Annotated in this window: 18 protein-coding genes; 11 read left to right on the forward strand and 7 right to left on the reverse strand. The window is 67.8% G+C overall.

What is annotated here, in order from left to right; all coding sequences use genetic code 11:
* Positions 1-104 precede the first annotated feature (104 nt).
* The 4 genes from ACTG4X_RS32925 to ACTG4X_RS32940 all read right to left on the reverse strand — a co-directional run bounded on the left by ACTG4X_RS32925 (position 105) and on the right by ACTG4X_RS32940 (position 4,190).
* Positions 105-1,487 carry a sensor histidine kinase gene (locus ACTG4X_RS32925; RefSeq protein WP_440532908.1) on the reverse strand — a complete coding sequence of 461 codons (1,383 nt, stop codon included), beginning with the start codon at positions 1,485-1,487 and terminating at the stop codon, positions 105-107.
* Positions 1,484-2,140, reverse strand: coding sequence for a response regulator (locus ACTG4X_RS32930; protein ID WP_093058650.1), 657 nt, complete (start codon positions 2,138-2,140; stop codon positions 1,484-1,486). The genes ACTG4X_RS32925 and ACTG4X_RS32930 overlap by 4 nt, the downstream gene beginning before the upstream one ends.
* Positions 2,141-2,271: 131 nt before the next feature.
* Positions 2,272-3,390: a winged helix DNA-binding domain-containing protein gene (locus tag ACTG4X_RS32935; protein WP_440532909.1), complete on the reverse strand. Its 1,119-nt coding sequence runs from the start codon at positions 3,388-3,390 to the stop codon at positions 2,272-2,274.
* Positions 3,357-4,190, reverse strand: coding sequence for a pseudouridine synthase (locus ACTG4X_RS32940; protein ID WP_440532910.1), 834 nt, complete (start codon positions 4,188-4,190; stop codon positions 3,357-3,359). The genes ACTG4X_RS32935 and ACTG4X_RS32940 overlap by 34 nt, the downstream gene beginning before the upstream one ends.
* Before the next feature lie 82 nt (positions 4,191-4,272).
* Here ACTG4X_RS32940 and ACTG4X_RS32945 point away from each other — a divergent pair, with 82 nt between their 5' ends.
* The 7 genes from ACTG4X_RS32945 to ACTG4X_RS32975 all read left to right on the forward strand — a co-directional run bounded on the left by ACTG4X_RS32945 (position 4,273) and on the right by ACTG4X_RS32975 (position 11,177).
* Complete coding sequence (locus ACTG4X_RS32945) at positions 4,273-5,343, forward strand: bifunctional nicotinamide-nucleotide adenylyltransferase/Nudix hydroxylase (RefSeq protein WP_093058647.1); 1,071 nt, start codon at positions 4,273-4,275, stop codon at positions 5,341-5,343.
* 66 nt (positions 5,344-5,409) lie between these two features.
* A complete protein-coding gene (locus ACTG4X_RS32950; RefSeq protein WP_440532911.1) occupies positions 5,410-6,855 on the forward strand; it encodes a nicotinate phosphoribosyltransferase in 1,446 nt (481 codons plus the stop codon).
* A gap of 253 nt (positions 6,856-7,108) precedes the next feature.
* Positions 7,109-8,263: an MGDG synthase family glycosyltransferase gene (locus ACTG4X_RS32955; RefSeq protein ID WP_440532912.1), complete on the forward strand. Its 1,155-nt coding sequence runs from the start codon at positions 7,109-7,111 to the stop codon at positions 8,261-8,263.
* On the forward strand, positions 8,260-8,763 hold the full coding sequence (locus ACTG4X_RS32960; RefSeq protein ID WP_440532913.1) for a hypothetical protein: 504 nt from the start codon (positions 8,260-8,262) through the stop codon (positions 8,761-8,763). Before ACTG4X_RS32955 ends, ACTG4X_RS32960 begins: the two co-directional genes overlap by 4 nt.
* Positions 8,760-9,335, forward strand: coding sequence for a dual specificity protein phosphatase family protein (locus ACTG4X_RS32965; protein ID WP_097197726.1), 576 nt, complete (start codon positions 8,760-8,762; stop codon positions 9,333-9,335). Before ACTG4X_RS32960 ends, ACTG4X_RS32965 begins: the two co-directional genes overlap by 4 nt.
* An 87-nt stretch (positions 9,336-9,422) precedes the next feature.
* Positions 9,423-10,553 carry a zinc-binding dehydrogenase gene (locus tag ACTG4X_RS32970; RefSeq protein WP_440532914.1) on the forward strand — a complete coding sequence of 377 codons (1,131 nt, stop codon included), beginning with the start codon at positions 9,423-9,425 and terminating at the stop codon, positions 10,551-10,553.
* Positions 10,554-10,736: 183 nt separating this feature from the next.
* Positions 10,737-11,177 carry a hypothetical protein gene (locus ACTG4X_RS32975; protein ID WP_093058641.1) on the forward strand — a complete coding sequence of 147 codons (441 nt, stop codon included), beginning with the start codon at positions 10,737-10,739 and terminating at the stop codon, positions 11,175-11,177.
* 19 nt (positions 11,178-11,196) lie between these two features.
* Here ACTG4X_RS32975 and kdpE read toward each other — a convergent pair whose 3' ends face one another.
* Genes kdpE through ACTG4X_RS32990 form a run of 3 tightly spaced genes read right to left on the reverse strand, consistent with a single transcriptional unit; the run spans position 11,197 to position 15,664 of the window.
* On the reverse strand, positions 11,197-11,898 hold the full coding sequence (kdpE, locus tag ACTG4X_RS32980) for a two-component system response regulator KdpE (protein ID WP_097197724.1): 702 nt from the start codon (positions 11,896-11,898) through the stop codon (positions 11,197-11,199).
* A gap of 4 nt (positions 11,899-11,902) precedes the next feature.
* Positions 11,903-14,650, reverse strand: coding sequence for a DUF4118 domain-containing protein (locus ACTG4X_RS32985; RefSeq protein WP_440532915.1), 2,748 nt, complete (start codon positions 14,648-14,650; stop codon positions 11,903-11,905).
* Positions 14,651-14,692: 42 nt separating this feature from the next.
* Positions 14,693-15,664 (reverse strand): LysR family transcriptional regulator, encoded by a 972-nt coding sequence (locus ACTG4X_RS32990; RefSeq protein ID WP_307616962.1) that lies wholly within the window; start codon positions 15,662-15,664, stop codon positions 14,693-14,695.
* Positions 15,665-15,801: 137 nt separating this feature from the next.
* Here ACTG4X_RS32990 and paoA point away from each other — a divergent pair, with 137 nt between their 5' ends.
* The 4 genes from paoA to ACTG4X_RS33010 all read left to right on the forward strand — a co-directional run bounded on the left by paoA (position 15,802) and on the right by ACTG4X_RS33010 (position 20,437).
* Positions 15,802-16,449 (forward strand): aldehyde dehydrogenase iron-sulfur subunit PaoA, encoded by a 648-nt coding sequence (gene paoA, locus ACTG4X_RS32995; protein WP_440532916.1) that lies wholly within the window; start codon positions 15,802-15,804, stop codon positions 16,447-16,449.
* The gene (locus ACTG4X_RS33000; RefSeq protein ID WP_440532917.1) at positions 16,446-17,396 is read left to right on the forward strand and encodes an FAD binding domain-containing protein; all 951 of its coding nucleotides are present in this window, start codon (positions 16,446-16,448) and stop codon (positions 17,394-17,396) included. Before paoA ends, ACTG4X_RS33000 begins: the two co-directional genes overlap by 4 nt.
* A gap of 3 nt (positions 17,397-17,399) precedes the next feature.
* Entirely contained in the window at positions 17,400-19,595 is a 2,196-nt protein-coding gene (paoC, locus tag ACTG4X_RS33005; protein ID WP_440532918.1) for an aldehyde oxidoreductase molybdenum-binding subunit PaoC, read from the forward strand.
* A 131-nt stretch (positions 19,596-19,726) separates the two neighbouring features.
* Positions 19,727-20,437 (forward strand): isochorismatase family protein, encoded by a 711-nt coding sequence (locus ACTG4X_RS33010; RefSeq protein WP_440532919.1) that lies wholly within the window; start codon positions 19,727-19,729, stop codon positions 20,435-20,437.
* Positions 20,438-20,467: the final 30 nt, after the last annotated feature.

Below are 20,467 nucleotides of genomic sequence, written 5' to 3' on the forward strand. Positions count from 1 at the left end.
ACGCAGACTGAGGTGAATGTGAGGGAAGAGTTACGCACGCGTGAGCAGCACGCTTTTTCCTGAAACTTTGGACCGCAGGTGCCTCGCGTGCCGGCAGGCCTTCGCTACACCGGCAGCACGGGCAGATGCACGCGCGCCATCAGCCCCGGCCCACCGGTGCGATTGCGCAGCTCGATGCGCAGGCCGTGCCGCTCGGCCGCCGTACGCGCAATCGCCAGCCCCAGCCCGCTGCCGCCCGCCACAGCGCCGGGCACGCGGAAGAAGCGATCGAACACGCGGCCGATGACGGCCTGCGGAATGCCGGGGCCGTTGTCGAGCACATCGACCACCGCGTGGCCATCGACCTCGTGCAGCTTCACGTCGACCACGCCGCCTTCGGGCGCGTAGCGCAGCGCGTTGTCGATCAGGTTGTCGAACACGCTGCGCAGTTCGGCCGCGGGCGCGAACACCACCGCGGCAATGCTGCCCTCAAAGCCGATGTCCACGCGCCGCGCATCGGCCAGCACCATCAGCTGGCTCACGCTCTCGCGCAGCAGCACTTCGATGTCGACGCGCTCGCGCGCATTGCCGACGCTCTGCGGCGCGTCCTGCCGCGAGAGATGCAGCAATTGCTCGATCAGATGCTGCGCGCGCGTGACGCCGGCCTCGAGCTGGTTGAAGCGCTCGGTGGCCTCGCCTGCCGGCACGTGCGCGCGCAGGTTCTCGATCTGCAGGCCGATGGCGGCCATCGGCGTGCGCAGCTCGTGGGCCGCGTCCTGCACGAAGCGCCGCTGCGTGGCGAAGGCATTGCGCACGCGTGTCAGCAGGTTGTTGAAGGCGCCCACCAGCGGCGCGATCTCGTCGGGCACGCGCGCGAGCGACAGCTCGGTGGGGCTGCGCTCGTCCTGCGAGGCCACGTCGCGCGCCACCGCGCGCAGCGAGCGCGAAGCCGCCGACACGATGATCCACAGGATCAGCAGCGCCAGCGGCAGCAGCAGCGCGATCGGCAGGCCTTCGAACATTGCGCGGCGCAGGGCGCGGCGGCGGCGGTAGTCCTCGTTCTGCAGCACCTGCACGCGCGGCTGGTCGGCGCGCGTGCCGGGCTTGGCGGTGAACACGCGCCAGTCGGAGCCCGCATGCGCGCCCGTGTTCACGTCGCTGAAGCCGGGCTGGGGTTGCAAGGGCACCGTCAGCACGGGCCACGAGGTGGCGCGCAGCGTCTGGCCGTCGGCACTCCAGATCTGCACGATGAAAGCGCCGCGCGAGAAGGCGGCCTCGCCGTCCATCGGGTGCGGCAGCTTCTGCGGATCGCTGCCTTCGTACGACTCGGCCACCAGGCGCATCTGGTCGTCCAGCGCGTTGTGCACGAGGTTGCCGTAGGCCTCGAAGGAGAACCACGCCGTGAGCACGGCCGCGCCCAGGTGCAGCGTGATGAGCCACAGCAGCAGTTGCGTGCGCAGCGAACGTGGCCGCCACCAGCGGCCGCCGCTGCGCGGAACTCCGGTCATGCAGCTACGCGCCAGCCCAGGCCGCGTACGTTGCGGATCGCGTCCGCACCGAGCTTGCGGCGCATGCCGTGGATCAGCACGTCGATTGCGTTGCTGGTGACTTCCTCGCCCCAGCCGTAGATGCGGTTTTCGAGCTGCTCGCGCGAAAGAATGGCGCCGGGCCGCTCCAGCAGCGCATGCAGCAGCGCGAACTCGCGCGCGGTGAGCGCCTCGCGCGCGCCGTTGACCACCACTTCGCGCGTGGTGAGGTCGAGCTGCAACGAGCCGCTGCCGACCAGCGAATGCGCGGCGCCGTCGCGGCGGCGCACCACGGCGCGCATGCGCGCGAGCAGCTCGCGGAATTCGAAAGGCTTGAGCAGGTAGTCGTCGGCGCCGAGGTCGAGGCTGTGGATGCGGTCGTCGAGGCCGTCGCGCGCGGTGAGTACCAGCACCGGGGTGGCATCGCCGCGCTCGCGCGCGCGGCGCAGCACTTCGGTGCCGTCCTGCCTGGGCAGGCCAAGGTCGAGCAGCACGCAGGTGTAGCCACCGTCACCCAGCGCGCTTTGCGCCAGTTCGCCGTCGCGCACCCAGTCCGCGGACCAGCCCGCGCCCTCGAGCGCCTGCTTCAGGCTGCGCCCGATCATTTCATCGTCTTCCACCAGTAGAACGCGCATCGCGGCGACTCCTTCGGCCGCAAGGTAGCACGCGACCGGGATGATCGGAAGTGTCTGCGCCGTGGCGCAGCGTAGAAACGAATACTTAGGGCACGCTTAGACGGCGGGTGCGCCACGGGGTCATGGCCCGTTCAAGGCAGATGCACGGCATGGCGTTCGCCTTCGCCGTCCGAAGTGAAGGCCAGCAGGTCGAGGGCTTCTTGCTCGACGCCGATGCGATCGGCCTTCGACCATCGCGTGAGCGGTTCCAGCACCACGGTGGCGGTGTTCTTCGCACGCTCGATCTTCCAGACGCCCGCCACGAAGCCGTCGAGCAGCACCGTGCCACGCACGATGCCGTTGACGGTGAACACGCGGGCACGGTGCGCCTCGCTCAGCACGCGGCTGCGGTCGGCGTGCGAGAGCAGCAGGTTGTCCCACTCGGCCACGAGGCGCGGCGGCGCGGGCGTGTCGGCGTCAGGGCGCGGCGCGCGGGGCAGGTCGAACAGTTCCTGGCCGTCTTCGCCCGTGAACACGCGCAACTGCGGCCGCAGGCGCTCGGCCACGGCCTTCCAGCCGGTGAGGTCCGACCAGGCGCCGGCGTCGGCCAGCGTGGCGGGGCCGAAGGCGGCAAGGTAGCGCAGCAGCAGGTCGTCTTGCGTGGCCGGGGTTGCGTCGACGGCCTCCCCCAGCCAATCGCCGAGGGGCTGCAGCAGCGCACTCTGGTGCGAGTTCCAGGTGCCGGCCGGCGGCAGGTGCACCAGCGGTACGTTGTTGCGGATCAGGCCGGCCAGTGAGGCCGTCTCGCGGCCCCTCCATCGCAGACCGAGGGCCTGCCCGAGTTCGGCACTGGTGTGCGGCCGTTCGGCGAGCAGCGCACGCCCCGCCTCGACCACCGCCGCGCGGTCAATGCCGTCGAGCGCCTTCTTGTGATTGCCCAGCAGGCCTCGCTGGTGCACGGGCTCCAGCAGCGGACGCCACGCCAGCGCATCGCTCGCGGTCATCAGGTGCAGGGTCGCGCGCATCGTCGACATGCGCACGATGCGGCGCTTCTGCAGTGCTTCGGTCAGCTGCTCGCGCCGGAAACCTTCGAGCCGGCTCCAGAGGCCGATGTAGGGTGGGTTGGGCGCCTGCGCCTGCAGGCCGGCCAGGCGTTCGACGGCCTGCGTCACCGTCAGCCTGCGCCGTGCCAGCAGCATCTGCCGCGCCAGCGTGGCGCGGTTCAGCGCGCGCAGGCTCAGAACTTCTCGTGCGGCCCGAGGTAGCGCCATTGGCCCACCGGCAGGTTGCCGAGCATCACCTTGCCGATGCGCACGCGCTTCAGGCCCACCACCTTCAGGCCGACCAGCTCGCACATGCGGCGGATCTGCCGCTTCTTGCCCTCGGTGAGCACGAAGCGCAGTTGCTCGGGGTTCTGCCATTCGACGCGCGCCGGCTTGAGCGGCTGGCCATCGAGGCTCAGGCCGTGTCGCAGCCTGGCCAGCATGGCCGGCGGAAAGACCGCCTGCACGTTGGTGGTGACGGGGTCGTCGTCGTCCATGCGCACCAGCTGGCCGGTAGGCGCGGGCTGGCCCAGGCCGTGGTAGGCCACGCGCACCAGGTATTCCTTCTCCATCACGGAGTCTTCGCCGATGAGCTGGCGCGCGATGCGGCCGTCCTGCGTCATGACCAGCAGGCCGATGGAGTCGATGTCGAGCCGCCCGCACGGCGCCAGGCCGCGCAGCTGCTGGGGACTGAAGAAGAAGCGCGCGTTGTCTTCCGCCCAGCGGTTCTGCGGTGTGAAGAGCGTGACCGCCGGCTCGTGGCCGTCCTCGGCCTGCCCGCTCACGTAGCCGATGGGCTTGTTGATGAGGATGGTGACCTGGTTCGCCTGCTGGCCCTTGGCGGCCTTGTCGATCTCGATGCGGTCGGACGGCGTGACCTTCACGCCCATCTCGGCCGGCTTGCCGTTGACCTTCACCCAGCCGTTGGCGATCCACTCGTCGGCCTCGCGGCGCGAGCACATCTTGAGCTCGGCCATGCGCTTGTTGAGGCGAACGGCATCGGTAGGGGAAGAAGAGGGCTCGGTCATCGGAGGCTTGATCAATGTGCGGCACCGATGCTATCCTGAACGCAAGCGCGAGTTGATCGCGCCCTTTTTGGGGGATTCCCAAGTGAGCACACGCAAGTTTCAATACGCCATCGTCATCGGGCGTTTCCAGCCCGTTCATTTCGGACATCAACGACTCATCGAAGAAGGCCTTCGCGCCGCCGATCGGGTCATCGTGGTGGTCGGCTCCGACCGCAAGCCACGCAGCGTCAAGAACCCCTTTACCTTCGACGAACGCGAACGCATGGTGCGCGCCTGCCTGCGCGGCACCGAGCAGATGCGCGTGAGCGTGGTCGGCGTGGGCGACTCGCCCTACAACGACCAGATCTGGATCGCGTCGATCCAGTCGGCGGTCGAACGGCTCATCGTGCAGGACGGCCATGCACCCGCCAAGGCCAAGGTCGCGCTGGTGGGGCACCTGAAGGACGCATCGAGCTACTACCTCAAGCTCTTCCCGCACTGGGAGTTCGTCGGCCAGAACAGCGTGGAAAGCCTCAACGCCACCGACGTGCGCGGCCTCTACTTCGACCCCGAGAACCGCGGCCAGCTCGCACGCGCCGACCTGCCTGACGGCACCGCCGCCTTTCTCGAGCAGTTCACCACCACCGCCGACTACGCCGATCTCTGCGAAGAGCGTGCCTTCCTCGTCGACTACCGCGACAAGTACCGCTATGCGGGCAGCGACTTTCCGCCGATCTACACCACCGTCGACGCCATCGTGGTCGAGGCCGGCCACATCCTGCTGGTGCAGCGCAAGTTCCATCCCGGCAAGGGCACCTGGGCGCTGCCCGGCGGCTTCGTCGGTCAGCACGAGCGCCTGCAGGACGCGGCCATCCGCGAGCTGAAGGAAGAAACCCGCCTCAAGGTGCCCGTGCCCGTGCTCAACGGCAGCATGAAGGCCAGCCACGTGTTCGACGCGCCCGACCGCTCGCAGCGCGGCCGCACGATCACGCACGGCTTCTTCTTCGAGCTGGCGCACAACCAGTGGACGGGCCTTTCAGACGTGCGTGCCGACGACGATGCGGCCGAGGTGCGATGGGTGCCGATCGCCGAGTTCCTCGACATGCAGGACCACGTCTACGAAGACCACTTCTTCATCGCGAATCATTTTTTGGGTGGCCTGGGCAAGAACTGAACGACCAGGCTTTGTCAGCAAGAACGGCACCTGGTTGACGGGTGCCATCGTGAAAGGAGCTTTCACATGAACCGCAATCTCACCTCCTCGCCCCTGGGCAACAACCTGCTGCTTCGCACCGACTCCTACAAGGTGTCGCACTGGATGCAATATCCACCCGGCACGCAGACGGTGTACAGCTACATCGAGTCGCGCGGCGGCATCTTCAGCCACTCGCTGTTCTTCGGCCTGCAGGCCTATCTGCGCGAATACCTGCAGACGCCGGTGACGCGCGACGACGTGGAAGAAGCCGCCCTGCTCATGGCCGCGCACGGCGAGCCCTTCAACCGCGAAGGCTGGCTGCGCCTGATCGAGAAGCATGGCGGGCTGATGCCGGTGCGCATCCGCGCGGTGCCTGAAGGCAGCGTGCTGCCGGTGCACAACGTGCTGGCCACCATCGAGAACACGGACCCCGAGTTCTTCTGGGTTACGAGTTTTCTCGAAACCGAGTTGCTGCGCGCGATCTGGTACCCCACCACGGTCGCCACGCTCTCGGCTGCCGCGCGCACAACGCTGCTGCGGTACCTCGAAGCGACCTGCGACGACCCGCAAGGGCAGATCGCCTTCAGGCTGCACGACTTCGGCGCGCGTGGGGTGTCGAGTCTCGAATCGGCCGCGCTCGGCGGCATGGCCCACCTGGTGAACTTCATGGGCACCGACACGCTGGCCGCGCTGGTGGCCGCGCGCCGGTACTACGACTGCGACGTGGCGGGCTTCTCGATTCCCGCGGCCGAGCACAGCACCATCACGGGCTGGGGCCGCGAGCATGAAGCCGACGCGTACAGCAACATGGTCGAGCAGTTCGGCAAGCCCGGCGCGACCTTCGCGGTGGTGAGCGACAGCTACGACATCTTCAATGCCTGCGCGCGCATCTGGGGCGGCGAGCTGAAGGCGAAGGTGGTGGCCTCGGGCGCGACGCTGGTGGTGCGGCCCGACTCGGGCGACCCGGCCGAGACCACGCTGAAGGTGGCGCAGATCCTGGCCGATCGCTTCGGCACCACGACGAATGCCAAGGGCTTTCGGGTGCTGAACAACGTACGCATCATCCAGGGCGACGGCGTGAACCTCGACTCGCTGCGGCTGTGCCTGTCGAACTTCTTCCACAACGGTTTCTCGACGGAGAACATCTCCTTCGGCATGGGTGGCGGGCTGCTGCAGCAGGTCAATCGCGACACGATGCAGTGGGCGATGAAGTGCTCGGCCATGCAGGTGAACGGCGAATGGCGTGACGTGTACAAGTCGCCGGTGGGCGATGTGAGCAAGGCCTCGAAGAAGGGTCGGCTTGCGCTGGTGCGCGATGCGAACGGCGTCGAGAACACCGTGCGTGAGGAGACGCTTGCGGCAGGCCAGGCCGACCTGCTGCAGACGGTGTTCGAGAACGGGCGCATTGTCGAGAGCACCACGTTCGATGCAATACGCGAGCGGGCTGCCATCGGGGTGAACCAGTTCGTTACCTCGCGCGCGCCGCTCTGACGTGCCAATCGCTCCTTCGGGGGGCGTGCGAATGACACCGGGTACTCCCCTCCGCGAATGTCCCCCGGCCTGCGGCCTCCTCCTTTATTTCGCTGCGGGGAGCACCCGGTGCCATTCGCACATGAGCGCAGCGCTTGTGCCGGCCGATCAACCGCTGTGCTGAACGAGCACACCGTCGGCGTGATCGCGCCTCAGGCTCCCCAAGGGCCTGTGCCACATGGCATAGCCATAATCCGCCCAGACCGCCGAATCCATGACCAAACTCCTGATCCTCAGCGTGAGCGCCGGCAACGGCCACGTGCGTGCAGCACAGGCGCTTGCCGCCACCGCCCAGAACCTAGTCCCGCCCTGCACGGCGGTCCACATCGACGCGATGGCCCACGTGGCCAGCGGCTTCCGCAAGGTCTACACCGACTGGTACATCCAGCTCGTGAACCGCGCCCCCGAGCTGTGGTCGTACCTGCATCAGCGCACCGACACCACGCCGCACCACGCGCCCTCGCAGCGCCTGCGCCGCGGCATCGAGCGGCTGAGCACCGGCGCACTGGTGCGCGAAATCCGCCGCGAAAAACCCGATGCCGTGGTCTGCACGCACTTCCTGCCGGCCGAACTGCTGATGCGCGAACGCAATCGCGGCCGCATCGAATATCCCGTGTGGCTGCAGATCACCGACTACGACCTGCACAACATGTGGCTGGTGCCGGGCATGGCGGGCTACCTTGCTGCGACGGAAGAGGTGGCTTTCCGCCTGCGGGCGCGGGGCATTCCGGCGGAGCGGATCCACGTCACCGGCATTCCGGTGATGCCGGCTTTTTCCGAGCCCGATGTGCCGGCGCTGGCGCGCAATACCTGTGCGGCGGAACTAGGCCTCGATCCTTCGCGCCCCGTGCTGCTGATGGCGTCGGGCGGTGCCGGCGTCGGCGACCTGCCGAGCATGGTCGAGCGCGTGCTCGGCCTGGGTGGCCATGACGGCAAGGAAGGCAACTTCCAGGTGATTTCCGTGGCGGGCCGCAACGTGGAAGCGCACGGCAAGCTCGAAGCGCTGGCCAGGCGCTATCCGGGCCGCGTGGTGGCCATCGGCTTCACCAACGAAATGCACAAGATGATGGCCGCGTCCGACCTGGTGGTGACCAAGCCCGGCGGCCTCACGGTGTCCGAATGCCTGGCGCTGGGCAAGCCGATGCTGCTGATCTCGCCGATTCCCGGGCAGGAAGAACACAACGCCGGCTTCCTGATGGAAGAAGGCGCGGCCTGGCTGGCCTACGACGCGATCGGCCTCGACTACAAGGTGGCGCGCCTGATGGCCGACCCCGCCAAGCTCGCGACCATGGCTGCGCGCAGCCGGGCGCTGGGCAAGCCGCAGGCGGCGCGCGCGGTGCTGCAACACGTGCTGGGTGCCAGGGCGTGAGCGGCGCCGTCGAAAAGACGAGCGTGGCCCGCACGCTCGGTTATCTCGCCTGGGTGGTCGTCATGGCCTTCTTCTTCGCCAATGCCGAGATCCAGATCGAAGGCGGCGCGGGCTGGGCCACGTCGCTGCCGACCTGGCGCATCGAGAACAGCATCTGGCTCGACATCTTCTGGGGCGGCCGCGCGATGACGGGCTATCACGCCTGGGTGTTCACCTTCATGGCGCTGGTGTTCTTCTCGCCGCTGGCATTCAACGGGCGATGGACCTGGCGCGACGTGGGGCTGGCGGTGGCGGGCCTCATCGTTTTCTGGGTCTGCGAGGACTTCACCTGGTTCCTCATCAACCCGGCCTTCGGCTGGGCGCGCTTCAACCCGGTCGATGCGTTCTGGCACAAGCACTGGATGTGGGGTGCGCCGGTCGACTACTGGGGCGGGCTCGCGGTGGCGGCCCTGATACTGGCAACGCGGCACTGGCCTCGTCAGAAGCAACGACAGCAATGACGAAGAAGAAACACGGCAAGGCTGCAGCGGCAGCAGAAGAAGGCATCGCCGACCCGCGCCCCGGCCACTGGGCCGATCCGCTGGACGCATTGCAAGTCGAGAACCTGCACCGCATCACGCCCACGCTGTACCGCAGCGCGCAGCCGCGGCGCGCCAACATGGCGGCGCTGCAATCGCTGGGCATCCACACGGTGGTGAGCCTGCGCTCCTTCAACGACGACAGGAAGGTGTTCGCGGGCAGCGGCATCCGGCTGGTGCGCGTGCCGATCAACACCTGGTCCATCGACGACGCCAAGGTGCTGCGCGCGTTGCTCGCCATTCGCGAGGCCGAAAAGCACGGCCCGGTGCTCATCCACTGCATGCACGGCGCCGACCGCACCGGCGTGGTCGCGGCGGTGTACCGCATGGCGGTACAGGACTGGAACAAGGACAGCGCGCGCCACGAGATGCTGCGCGGCGGCTACGGCTATCACACGCTGTGGCGCAACATTCCGCGCTACATCGAGCGGCTCGACCCGGTGAAGATGCGCCAGGCGCTGGCCCATGCCCCGGTGGTGCCCGTGGTGTCCTGAAGGCGCCAGCGCCTTTCGTACCCCGCTCCTATACTGGCCGCCCCGTGGCCACAGGCCATCTGCGAACCTTCTGAAAAGGGCTCTTCCATGGCACTGCAAATCCGCTCCCTCATTCGCGCCAGCGGCGAACTCGAACTCTCGCTGCACGACGACCCGATTCCCGAACCGCAGGCCCACGAAGTGGTGATCCGCGTCGAGGCGTCGCCCCTGAACCCGTCGGACCTGGGCCTGCTGTTCGGCGCGGCCGACATGAGCACCGCCAAGGCCTCCGGCACCGCCGATCGCCCCGTCGTCACCGCCACCGTGCCCGAACGTGTGCTTCCCGCGATGGCGGCGCGGCTCGACCAGTCGATGCCGGTCGGCAACGAAGGCGCGGGCGTGGTGGTGAAAGCCGGTTCGTCGCCAGCCGCGCAGGCGCTGCTCGGCAAGACCGTGGCGGCCATCGGCGGCGCGATGTACTCGCAGTACCGCTGCCTTGCCGCCGCGCAGTGCCTGGAACTGCCGGACGGCACCAAGCCAGCCGAAGGCGCCTCGTGCTTCGTCAACCCGCTTACGTCGCTCAGCATGGTCGAGACGATGCGCATGGAAGGCCACAAGGCGCTGGTGCACACGGCTGCTGCGTCCAACCTGGGCCAGATGCTCAACAAGATCTGCCAGAAGGACGGCATCGCCCTCGTCAACATCGTGCGCAAGCAGGAGCAGGAAGACCTGCTGCGCGGCCTGGGCGCGAAGTACGTGTGCAACGCGACCTCGCCCACCTTCCTCGAAGACCTGACGCAGGCGCTGGTCGAGACCGGCGCCACGCTGGCCTTCGACGCCACCGGCGGCGGCAAGCTCGCAGGGCAGATCCTCGGCTGCATGGAAGCGGCCATCAACCGCACCGCCAAGGAATACAGCCGCTACGGCTCGACCACGCACAAGCAGGTGTACATCTACGGCGGCCTCGACCGCGCTCCCACGGAATTTGTGCGCAACTTCGGCATGGCTTGGGGCATGGGCGGGTGGCTGCTGTTCCCGTTCCTCGGGAAGCTCGGCGATGCGGGCACCCAGCGTTTGAAGGCGCGTGTCGTTGCGGAGTTGAAGACGACGTTTGCGAGCCACTACACGCGTGAGGTGTCGTTGGTCGAGGCGCTGCAGTTCGATGCGATCGGTGTTTATGGGAAGCAGGCTACTGGTGAGAAGTTCTTGCTGAATCCGAACAAGGGCGTTGCGGGCTGAGAAGGTTTTCCGGCGGGGGTGCGATCACGCCGACGGCGTGATCGTTCAGGGCACTCGTTGATCGGCCTGTACAAGCGCTGCGTCCAACCCCTTCCCTCGACGAACGTCATCGATCCGTAAAACTGGCGAAGGGCAAGCAGGGTGTAATCCAGGCTCATCATTCAGCTTGCTGAGGAACAGAAGATGGGAATACTCTCGGATTTCTTCGTCGCCAGCCCCGAAGAGGCATTGCGCTATGCCAACCGGATCGAGGAACCCGATGAGGGCGACGAGATCGAGGAACTGCTGGAGCCGGTCCAGTACAAGCGATTCACCGACATCGAGATCACGACGCTCTGGGCCATCATGGAAGGCGTGGAGTGGGACGTCGACAGGCACATGCTCGAGTACGTCGAACTCGGCGAAGACAACGATGCGTGGCTCAATCGATTTCCCGATGAACTGACGACACTGTTGACCCAAGTCGACTCTGCATCGTTGGCCCCCGTGCTGGAGCGATGGGCAAACACGGAAGAACTCGCGTGCGAGCCCACCGAGCTGCATCCTGTCATGGAAGACCTCCGGAGGCTCGCAGCCGAGGCGCTCGCCAGGAACAAGTCCCTATATCTGTGGGGCTGCCTCTGAGGCATCCCCTTGCGTGCAGCTACACCACCAACCGATACCCCACAGCCGTCTCAGTCAACAGATGCCGGGGCTGCGCCGGATCGGCCTCCAGCTTCTGCCGCAGATGCCCCATGTAGATCCGCAGGTAATGGCTCTGGTCAGAGTGCGACGGCCCCCACACCTCGCGCAGCAGTTGGCGCTGCGTCAGCACGCGCCCCGCGTTCGCGACCAGCACCGACAGCAGGCGGTACTCGGTAGGTGTCAGATGCACCTCGACGCCTGAACGCCGCACGAGGCGCGCGGCGCGGTCGAGCTCGATCTCGCCGAAGCGGAACAGTGCCTCGGGAGGTTCTTCGCTGCCGTTGCCACCTGCCGCTCGCGGGCGCCGCAGGTTCGCTCGCACGCGCGCCAGCAACTCCCCTGTGCCGAAGGGCTTGGTCAGATAGTCATCGGCCCCTGCGTCGAGCGCGGCGATCTTGTCGGCTTCGTCGGTGCGTGCCGACAGCACGATGATCGGCACCGCCGACCAACCACGCACGTCGCGAATCAGCGAGACGCCATCGCCATCGGGCAACCCCAGATCGAGCACCAGCAGATCGGGCTGCCGCGTGCCGGCCGCCGCCAGTCCCTCGCGCAACGTTCCGGCCTCATGCACCACCCAGCCTTCGGCCTCGAGCGCGCCGCGTACAAAGCGGCGAATCTGCGGCTCGTCTTCGATCACGATGGCGATGGGGGTTGGCATGGGTTCAGAGTTGGGCTTCTGCCGGTTCGGGAGGCTCGCGGCGGGGCAAAGTGACCGTGAATTCTGCACCGCCGTCGCGCGCATTGCCCGCGGCGATTTCGCCGCCGTGCGCGTTCACCACGGCCTTGCAGATCGCAAGGCCCAGGCCCACGCCGGGCGTGGCCGATTCGACCTCGCCGCGCGTGAACTTGTCGAACAGCTTCTGCTCGTGGCCCAGCAGCGCGGCCGGCAGGCCGGGGCCGTGGTCGCGCACCGTCAGCACCAGCGTGCCGGGCTCGGCCCGCGCACCCACCACGATGGGCGGCGCGCCGTACTTGGTGGCGTTCTCCAGCAGGTTGACCAGCACACGTTCGATCAGCACCGCATCGAACTCGACCAGCGGCAGGTCGGGGTCGAGCGCGGTCTGAACGACGGTATTGCCGAGCGACGTGCGCGCTGCGCGAATCGCAGAGCCCACCACCTCTTCCACCGACTGCCAGTCGCGTCGCAGGTTCACCGCACCGCCCGCAATGCCGCTTTCGAGCCGCGCCATGTCGAGCAGGTTGTTGACCAGCGCATGCAGTTCGTGCGCCTGCGCGACGATGGCGCGCGCGGTGTTGCCGTGCTCCTCGGGCGGCAGGGTCTGCAGCGATTCGGCCAGCACGATCAGCGCGGTGAGCGGCGTGCGCACGTCGTGCGAGATGGCGCCGAGCAGGGCGTTGCGCAGGCGCTCTGATTCCATCTCGACCACGGCCTGCTGCGCCACCTCGACGTAGTGCACGCGCTCCAGCGCAATCGCGATCTGCCGCGCCAGCGTGTCGAGCTGCTGCGCCTGTTCGGGAATGAGCAGCCAGCGCGGCTGCGCGGGCGACAGTGCGAGCACGCCACGCACGCGCATCGGCGCCTGCAACGGCACATAGTGCCAGGCCTGCGCCGCCAGCGTGGCGGTCGCAAGGCCGGCGGGCTGGGCGTGTCGGAAGGCCCAGTCGGCCACCTGCGGGTCGAAGCCCTTGGGAGGGTCGGCGGGCAGCATCAGTTGATCGGCCGCGTCGGTCACCAGCACCAGTGCATCGCCGCCGAAGTGACCTTGCACAGCGGCGGTGCCGAGCGTGATCACCTGCGAGCTTTCCAGCGCGGCCGACAGTTCGCGCGTGAGCTCGAACAGCGAACGCGCGCGCCGCTCGCGGCTGGCCGACACGCCGGCCGCGAAGCGCAGCCCCGCCGTAAGCTGCCCCACCAGCAGGCCGACACCGAGCATGATCGCGAAGGTCAGCACGTACTGCACGTCGCTCACGGCGAACGACAGGCGCGGCGGCACGAAGAAATAGTCGAAGGCCGCGACGTTGAGCAGAGCCGCCAGCGCCGCGGGCCCGCGGCCGAAGCGCATCGCCACGCCCACCACGCCGAGCAGGAACAGCATGACGATGTTCGACAGCTCCAGCACGTGGGCCAGCGGCGTGCAGATCAGCGTGAGCGCGATGCTGGTGGCAGCGGCCCATGCGTAGGCGGGCCAGTGGGTGGGCGCCTTCTCGTGATCGTCGCTGTCGATGCGCATGCCCTCCAGCTGGGTGCGCGACAGGCGGCGCGAGCTTTCCGCGCGGGCCACTTCCATGATGTCGAGCGCGGGTGCGCGTTGGGCCAGCGCACGCGCCAGCGGCTGTGCTCCCGCGGGCCACCAGCGGCGCCAGCCGGTGGCCGGTTCGGCGCGCCCCAGCACCAGCGTCGCGCAGTTGAGCCGGCGTGCCTGTTCGGCCAGCTGCTCCGCCACATCGGAGCCGGTGAGCACGGCGGTGGCCGCGCCCAATTCTTCCGCCAGCTTGAGCACAGCAAGAGTGCGATCGCGCTCCGCCGCGGCCAGCCGCTGCAGCCTGGGCGTTTCGACATACACCGCATGCCAGCGCACATTCAGTTGACCCGCGAGACGCGCCGCAGTGCGCACCGTCTGCGCCGCGCCTTCATGCGGGCCCACGCAGGCGAGGATCGCGCCCGAGGTGTTCCAGGCCTGCAGCTCGCGGCCCTGCCCGTTGCCGCCAGCGCCCGATTGCTCCACGCGCCAGCCACGCACGTCGTCTTCCACATGCTCGGCGGTGCGGCGCAGTGCAATCTCGCGCAATGCGATCAGGTTGCCCTTGCGAAAGAAGTTCTGCGCGGCGCGTTCGGCCTGCTGCGGCAGATAGACCTTGCCGGCCGCGAGCCGCGCCGTGAGTTCGTCGGGCGTGACGTCGACCAGCACCACCTCGTCGGCCTCGTCGAGCACGGTGTCGGGCACGGTCTCGTGCACACGCACGCCGGTGATCGCGCCGACCGTGCCGTTGAGGCTTTCGAGGTGCTGCACGTTGAGCGCAGACCACACCTCGATGCCGGCGGCCAGCAGTTCCTGCACGTCCTGCCAGCGCTTGGCGTGACGCGAGCCGGGGGCGTTGGTGTGAGCCAGTTCGTCGACCAGCAGCACGGCGGGCTTGCGCGCGAGCGCGGCGTCGAGGTCGAATTCGGCGAGGGTGCGGCCGCGGTAGTCCAGCTCGCGCAGCGGCAGTGTGTCGAGCCCCGTGAGCAGCGCGGCGGTTTCGGTGCGGCCGTGGGTTTCGACCACGCCAATCAGCACGTCGCGCCCGGTGGCGCGCTCGCGCTGCGCCGCGCTCAGCATGGCCCAGGTCTTGCCGACACCGGCACTGGCGCCGAAGTAGATGCGCAGCTTGCCGCGCAATGCGCGCGCTTCGTCGTTTCGCAGTTGGGCCAGCAGGGCGTCGGGATCAGGGCGGGAAACGTCGTTCATCGGCGGCACAGGTTAGCGCATCGGATTGAATGTCGACTCACCCTAACGACGTGCATGTGCAAGCCGCCCTGCGGATTCCGCGGAGCGCAGTTCTTCCGCCGTCAGCAGGTATGCGGGATTGTTGGTCAGCCGCTCGATGGCCAGGTCGATGAATGCCTTGGCGCGCGCGGGCTGGGCCGCGCGGCTTCCGTAGTAGACGAACACGGCCGAACGGTCGGCGGCGTGCTCGCTCAGCAGCGGTATCAGCCGCCCGGCCCGGATGTGCGCGCTGGCGCTCACGCTGGTCATCGAACCGATGACATGCCCGGCCAGCACCGCTTCGGTTTCCAGCGCTTCGTCGTTGACGCACAGTGCCGGAACGATGTGATGCTCGACGACATCCTCCCCGACCTTCACGTACCAGGGCATGACCTTGCCCGTGCTCGGGAGACGGAAGCCGCTGCAGCGATGCGCGGCCAGCGCGTTCAGGCTGTCGGGCGCGCCATGGCGATCAAGATACGACGGGGCCGCGCAGATGATGAGCTGGAGACCGAACAACCTTCGTGCAATGACGCCCTCGGCCGGCGACGGGCCGACGCGAAAGCCCACGTCGACCCGGTCTTCCACCCAGTTGCCGATGCGGTCGTCCAGTTGCACGTCGGGCTGCACTTCAGGGTAAAGCCTGCAGAACTCGTCGAGCAGGGGCCAGAAAACGGGCGCAAAGGTCGATCGCGGCCCCACGATGCGCAGCGGCCCGGCAATCTCGTCGGTTGCCCGGCGCGCCATGTGCAGGGCACGCTGCAGGCCGAGCAGCGCGGGCTGCGCGGCTTCCAGAAACTGCCGCCCCTCGTCGGTGAGCGCCATGCTGCGCGTGGTGCGATGGAACAGCCGCACACCCAGGTGCTGCTCCAGCTGGGCCAGGGCCTGGCTGGCGGCTTGCGGCGTCATCCCTTGCGCCGCGGCGGCCTGTCGCAGGCTGCCGAGTTCGGCCGTCCTGGCGAATGTGGCGATGGAACGCAGTTCATTGATAGGCATAAAGGCCTCCAGTGTGGCCGTCGATTATCAAGAGCAACTTGTCAGTGCATCAAGGCCGTTCCGCCTAGTTCGGCCCGGGGGTACCGGCCTACATTGGCGGATTGCAGTTGTTCGAGATGAAAGGCACGCGGCACGGCATGAATACCCCCGACGAACCCACCACCATCTCCAGGCGCGATCTGCTGATTGCCGGGGCCGCTTCGGCGGCAGTGGTCGCGGAGGCTCCCGCGGCCAACGCGGCGACGACACCCGCGCCAAAGCTCTCCGGCCTGTCGAAGAAGACGACCATTGAAGTGAATGGCAAGACACACGTCCTGACGCTGGACAACCGCACCACCCTGCTCGATGCGCTGCGCGAGCACCTCCACCTGACCGGCACCAAGAAGGGCTGCGACCACGGCCAATGCGGCGCCTGCACCGTGATGGTGGACGGCCGCCGCATCAACTCGTGCCTGACGCTGGCGGTGATGCACGAAGGCGCCAAGGTCACCACCATCGAAGGCCTGGGCAAGCCGGGCGCGCTGCATCCGATGCAGGCTGCCTTCGTGAAGCACGACGGCTACCAGTGCGGCTACTGCACGCCGGGGCAGATCTGCTCCGCCGTCTCCGTGCTGAACGAGATTCGCGAAGGCATCCCCAGCCACGTGAGTGCCGACCTGACGGCCAGGCCCCAGGTCACGGTAGTGGAACTGCGCGAGCGCATGAGCGGCAACATCTGTCGATGCGGGGCCTACAGCAACATCGTCGATGCGATCACCGAAGTGGCCGCGGGGAGAACGGCATGAAGTCCTTCACCTACGAGCGCGTGTCTTCGCCGACGGAAGCCGTCATGAAGGCGGCAAGGGTTCCGGGTGCGCGCTTCATCGCAGGCGGCACCAACCTGCTCGACCTCATGAAGCTGGAGATAGAGACGCCCGCTCACCTGATCGACGTCAACGGCCTGGGCTTCGACAAGATCGAAAGCACGCCAGACGGCGGCCTGCGCATCGGCGCGCTGGTGCGCAACACCGATCTTGCCGCCGACAGCCGCGTGCGGCGCGACCACGGTTTGCTGTCGCGCGCCCTGCTCGCCGGCGCATCGGGCCAGCTGCGCAACAAGGCAACGACCGCGGGCAACCTGCTGCAGCGAACGCGCTGCCCTTACTTCTACGACACCAACCAGGCCTGCAACAAGCGCCAGCCCGGCAGCGGCTGCTCGGCCATCGGCGGATACACCCGGCAGCATGCGATCGTGGGCACGAGCGATGCATGCATCGCGACACATCCCAGCGACATGGCCGTCGCAATGCGCGCGCTCGATGCAACGGTGGAGACCATCCGCGCCGACGGCTCGCGGCGCACCATCCCCATCGCCGACTTCCACAAGCTGCCCGGCGCTACGCCGCATGTCGAAACCGCGCTGACGCCTGGCGAGCTGGTCACGTCGGTCAAGCTCCCCGCACCGGTGGGCGGCAGGCACATCTATCAGAAGGTGCGCGACCGGGCCTCCTATGCCTTCGCGCTGGTTTCGGTAGGTGCGATCGTGCAGCGCGATGGCAGCGCCCGCATTGCGGTGGGCGGTGTCGCGCACAAGCCGTGGCGCGTGGAAGCGGCGGAGGCCGAGATGCCTCGCGGCGCCAGGGCCGTGACCGCGGCATTGCTTGCCGGCGCCAAGCCCACTTCACAGAACACCTTCAAGGTGTCGCTGGTCGAGCGCACGCTCGATGCGGTGCTGACGCAAGCCAGGAGCTGAGCGATGAAGTTCGACACCCCCGCCACCACCAACCCCATCGACCAGCTGAAGGTGATCGGCCAGCCGGTGGACCGCATCGACGGTCCGCTCAAGACCACGGGCACTGCGCCCTACGCATACGAGCGGCATGACGTGGTGCCCAACCAGGCGTATGGCTACATCGTCGGATCGGCCATTGCCAAGGGCCGGATCGTTTCGATCGACCTGAGCCGCGCGAAGGCCGCGCCGGGCGTGATCGCCATCGTCACCCACGAGAACGCAGGCAAGCTGGGCAAGGGCAATTTCAATACGGCCCGGCTGCTCGGTGGCCCCGTCATCGACCACTACCACCAGGCCGTTGCGCTCGTCGTGGCGCAGACCTTCGAGCAGGCGCGCGCCGCGGCGCAGCTCGTGCAGGTGAAGTACGCACGCGCCGAAGGCAGCTTCGGCCTCGCGGATGCGAAGGCTGCTACGGACAAGAAAACGATCAACCGCGACAACACCGTCGGCGACTTCGCCAGCGCATTCACCAAGGCCGAGGTGCGGCTGGACCAGACCTACACCACGCCCGACCACTCGCACGCGATGATGGAGCCGCAAGCCACCATCGCCGCATGGGACGGCGACAGGCTCACCGTGTGGACCTCGAACCAGATGATCGACTGGACCACCGGCGAACTCGCGAAGACGCTGGACATGCCCAAGGACAAGGTCCACCTCATGTCGCCCTACATCGGCGGCGGCTTCGGCGGCAAGCTGTTCCTGCGGGCGGACACGCTGCTGGCGGCGCTGGGCGCGCGCATTGCGCGCCGGCCGGTCAAGGTCGCGCTGCAGCGCCCGCTGATCGCCAATAACACCACGCACCGGCCCGCGACGATCCAGCGCATCCGCATCGGCGCCACCGCGCAGGGAAAGATCACCGCCATCGGCCATGAAAGCTGGTCCGGCAACCTGGTGGACGGCAAGCCCGAGAACGCGGTGCAGCAGACGCGCCTGCTCTACGCGGGCGAGCACCGGCTCACCGGCACCCGGCTGGCTCTGCTCGACCTGCCCGAAGGCAACGCGATGCGCGCACCGGGCGAGGCGCCGGGGCTGATGGCGCTGGAGATTGCCGTCGACGAAATCTCGCAGCAGCTGGGCATCGACCCCATCGAATTCCGCGTGCTGAACGACACGCAGGTAGACCCGGCCAACCCGAGCCGTCCGTTCTCGCAGCGCCGCCTCATCGAGTGTTTGCGCACGGGTGCCGAGCGCTTCGGATGGAACAAGCGCAGCGCGCGGCCCGGCCTCGTGCGCGACGGCCGATGGCTCGTCGGCATGGGTGTGGCGGCCGCCTTCCGCAACAACCAGGTGATGAAGTCGGCCGCGCGCGTGGCATTGGATGCGCGCGGCATCGTGACCGTCGAGACCGATATGACGGACATCGGCACCGGCAGCTACACGATCATTGCGCAGACGGCCGCCGAGATGATGGGCGTGCCGCTCGAACGCGTGGTCGTGCGGCTCGGCGATTCGCACTTTCCCGCGTCGTCCGGTTCCGGCGGGCAATGGGGCGCCAACTGCTCGACGGCTGGTGTCTACGCTGCTTGCACCAAGCTGCGGGAGGCCGTCGCGCAGCGGGCGGGCCTTGACTCCGCCGGCGCCGTTTTCGCGGACGGCATGGTGCGCGCCGGTGGCCGCAGCGTGCCGCTCGCCGGTATCGCGGCCGGCGAGAGCATCGTCGCGGAAGACGTGCTGGAGTTCGGCAACCTCGACAAGCAGTACCAGCAGTCCACCTTCGGCGCGCACTTCGTGGAAGTCGGGGTCGACGCATTCACGGCCGAGATACGGGTGCGGCGCATGCTCGCCGTCTGCGCCGCGGGCCGCATTCTCAACCCCAAGTCGGCGCGCAGCCAGGTCATCGGCGCGATGACCATGGGGGTAGGAGCCGCGCTCATGGAAGAGCTTGCCGTGGACGAGCGCCTGGGCTTCTTCGTCAACCACGACCTGGCCGGCTACGAGGTGCCGGTGCATGCCGACATCCCGCACCAGGAAGTGATCTTCCTGGACGAGACCGATCCGATCTCTTCGCCGATGAAGGCCAAGGGCGTCGGTGAACTCGGCATCTGCGGCGTGGGTGCGGCGGTGGCGAACGCGATCCACAACGCCACGGGCATACGGGTGCGCGACTATCCGATCACGCTGGACAAGCTCATCAGCCGGATGCCCGACGCGGCTTGAATTGCATCCGCGTCCGGTGGCGGTGTGCGCAAGCCGCACAACACTTGTCGCCGTGCCGGCCTAGTCGCTGTCCGCTGCCGTTCCTAGACTTCCTCATCACTTTTGATGAATCTCTTCCAGGAACAGCAACCATGTCAGGACTCTCTCGCCGCGGACTCATGAGCGTATTGGCCGTGCCCTGCGCGGCCGGCATCGTCGGCACTTCCGCTGCCGCACCCGCGTCTTCCCCCGCACCGACGCCGACCCTCCGCGCCATGTCGGGCGCCAAGCCTCTGCAGCAATTGAACGGCAAGGCCACCGCCTTGCTGGTGATCGACTTCCAGAACGAATACTTCACCGGCCGCATGCCCATTGCCGACGCATCGGATGCCGTCGCCCACGCGAAACGCCTGCTGGCGTGGGCGGACCGGCACGCTTTCCCCGTGTTCCAGATGCAGCACGTGGCGCCGGCGGGCTCCGCGACATTCGCCCAGGGCGGCGACACCGTGAAGTTCCACGCAGACATGCAACCGAGGGCGCGCGATACGGTCGTGCAGAAGACCACCGTCAGCGTGTTCGCCAGCACCGACATCGCACAGCGCCTGCGCTCAGCCGGCGTGCAGACGCTCGTCATCGCCGGGCTCATGACCCACGCATGCGTGGCCGGCGCTGCCCGCGACGGCGCTGTGCAAGGCTTCGACGTGGTGGTGTCGTCAGATGCCACTGCCACCCGGTCGATCCGCCGCGAGAACGGCGACACCGTTTCGCACGACAGCCTGCATCGCGCAGCGCTGGCCGAGATCGAAGACACCTTCGGCGACGTGCTGACCACCGCGCAGATCCTGGCATTGCCGGTTGCCTGAAAATGCGAGGAATCTAAGAAACCCGCAGGA

The sequence above is a fragment of the Variovorax sp. YR566 genome (genome assembly GCF_051992195.1).
Classification (GTDB): domain Bacteria; phylum Pseudomonadota; class Gammaproteobacteria; order Burkholderiales; family Burkholderiaceae_C; genus Variovorax.

What these genes read in the sequence shown, in the direction of transcription:
- ACTG4X_RS32925 (WP_440532908.1), bottom strand. Translation starts at nt 1,487, where the DNA reads ATGACCGGAGTTCCGCGCAGCGGCGGCCGCTGGTGGCGGCCACGTTCG.
- ACTG4X_RS32930 (WP_093058650.1), bottom strand. Translation starts at nt 2,140, where the DNA reads ATGCGCGTTCTACTGGTGGAAGACGATGAAATGATCGGGCGCAGCCTG.
- ACTG4X_RS32935 (WP_440532909.1), bottom strand. Translation starts at nt 3,390, where the DNA reads ATGGCGCTACCTCGGGCCGCACGAGAAGTTCTGAGCCTGCGCGCGCTG.
- ACTG4X_RS32940 (WP_440532910.1), bottom strand. Translation starts at nt 4,190, where the DNA reads ATGACCGAGCCCTCTTCTTCCCCTACCGATGCCGTTCGCCTCAACAAG.
- ACTG4X_RS32950 (WP_440532911.1), top strand. Translation starts at nt 5,410, where the DNA reads ATGAACCGCAATCTCACCTCCTCGCCCCTGGGCAACAACCTGCTGCTT.
- ACTG4X_RS32955 (WP_440532912.1), top strand. Translation starts at nt 7,109, where the DNA reads ATGACCAAACTCCTGATCCTCAGCGTGAGCGCCGGCAACGGCCACGTG.
- ACTG4X_RS32965 (WP_097197726.1), top strand. Translation starts at nt 8,760, where the DNA reads ATGACGAAGAAGAAACACGGCAAGGCTGCAGCGGCAGCAGAAGAAGGC.
- ACTG4X_RS32970 (WP_440532914.1), top strand. Translation starts at nt 9,423, where the DNA reads ATGGCACTGCAAATCCGCTCCCTCATTCGCGCCAGCGGCGAACTCGAA.
- ACTG4X_RS32975 (WP_093058641.1), top strand. Translation starts at nt 10,737, where the DNA reads ATGGGAATACTCTCGGATTTCTTCGTCGCCAGCCCCGAAGAGGCATTG.
- kdpE (WP_097197724.1), bottom strand. Translation starts at nt 11,898, where the DNA reads ATGCCAACCCCCATCGCCATCGTGATCGAAGACGAGCCGCAGATTCGC.
- ACTG4X_RS32985 (WP_440532915.1), bottom strand. Translation starts at nt 14,650, where the DNA reads ATGAACGACGTTTCCCGCCCTGATCCCGACGCCCTGCTGGCCCAACTG.
- ACTG4X_RS32990 (WP_307616962.1), bottom strand. Translation starts at nt 15,664, where the DNA reads ATGCCTATCAATGAACTGCGTTCCATCGCCACATTCGCCAGGACGGCC.
- paoA (WP_440532916.1), top strand. Translation starts at nt 15,802, where the DNA reads ATGAATACCCCCGACGAACCCACCACCATCTCCAGGCGCGATCTGCTG.
- ACTG4X_RS33000 (WP_440532917.1), top strand. Translation starts at nt 16,446, where the DNA reads ATGAAGTCCTTCACCTACGAGCGCGTGTCTTCGCCGACGGAAGCCGTC.
- paoC (WP_440532918.1), top strand. Translation starts at nt 17,400, where the DNA reads ATGAAGTTCGACACCCCCGCCACCACCAACCCCATCGACCAGCTGAAG.
- ACTG4X_RS33010 (WP_440532919.1), top strand. Translation starts at nt 19,727, where the DNA reads ATGTCAGGACTCTCTCGCCGCGGACTCATGAGCGTATTGGCCGTGCCC.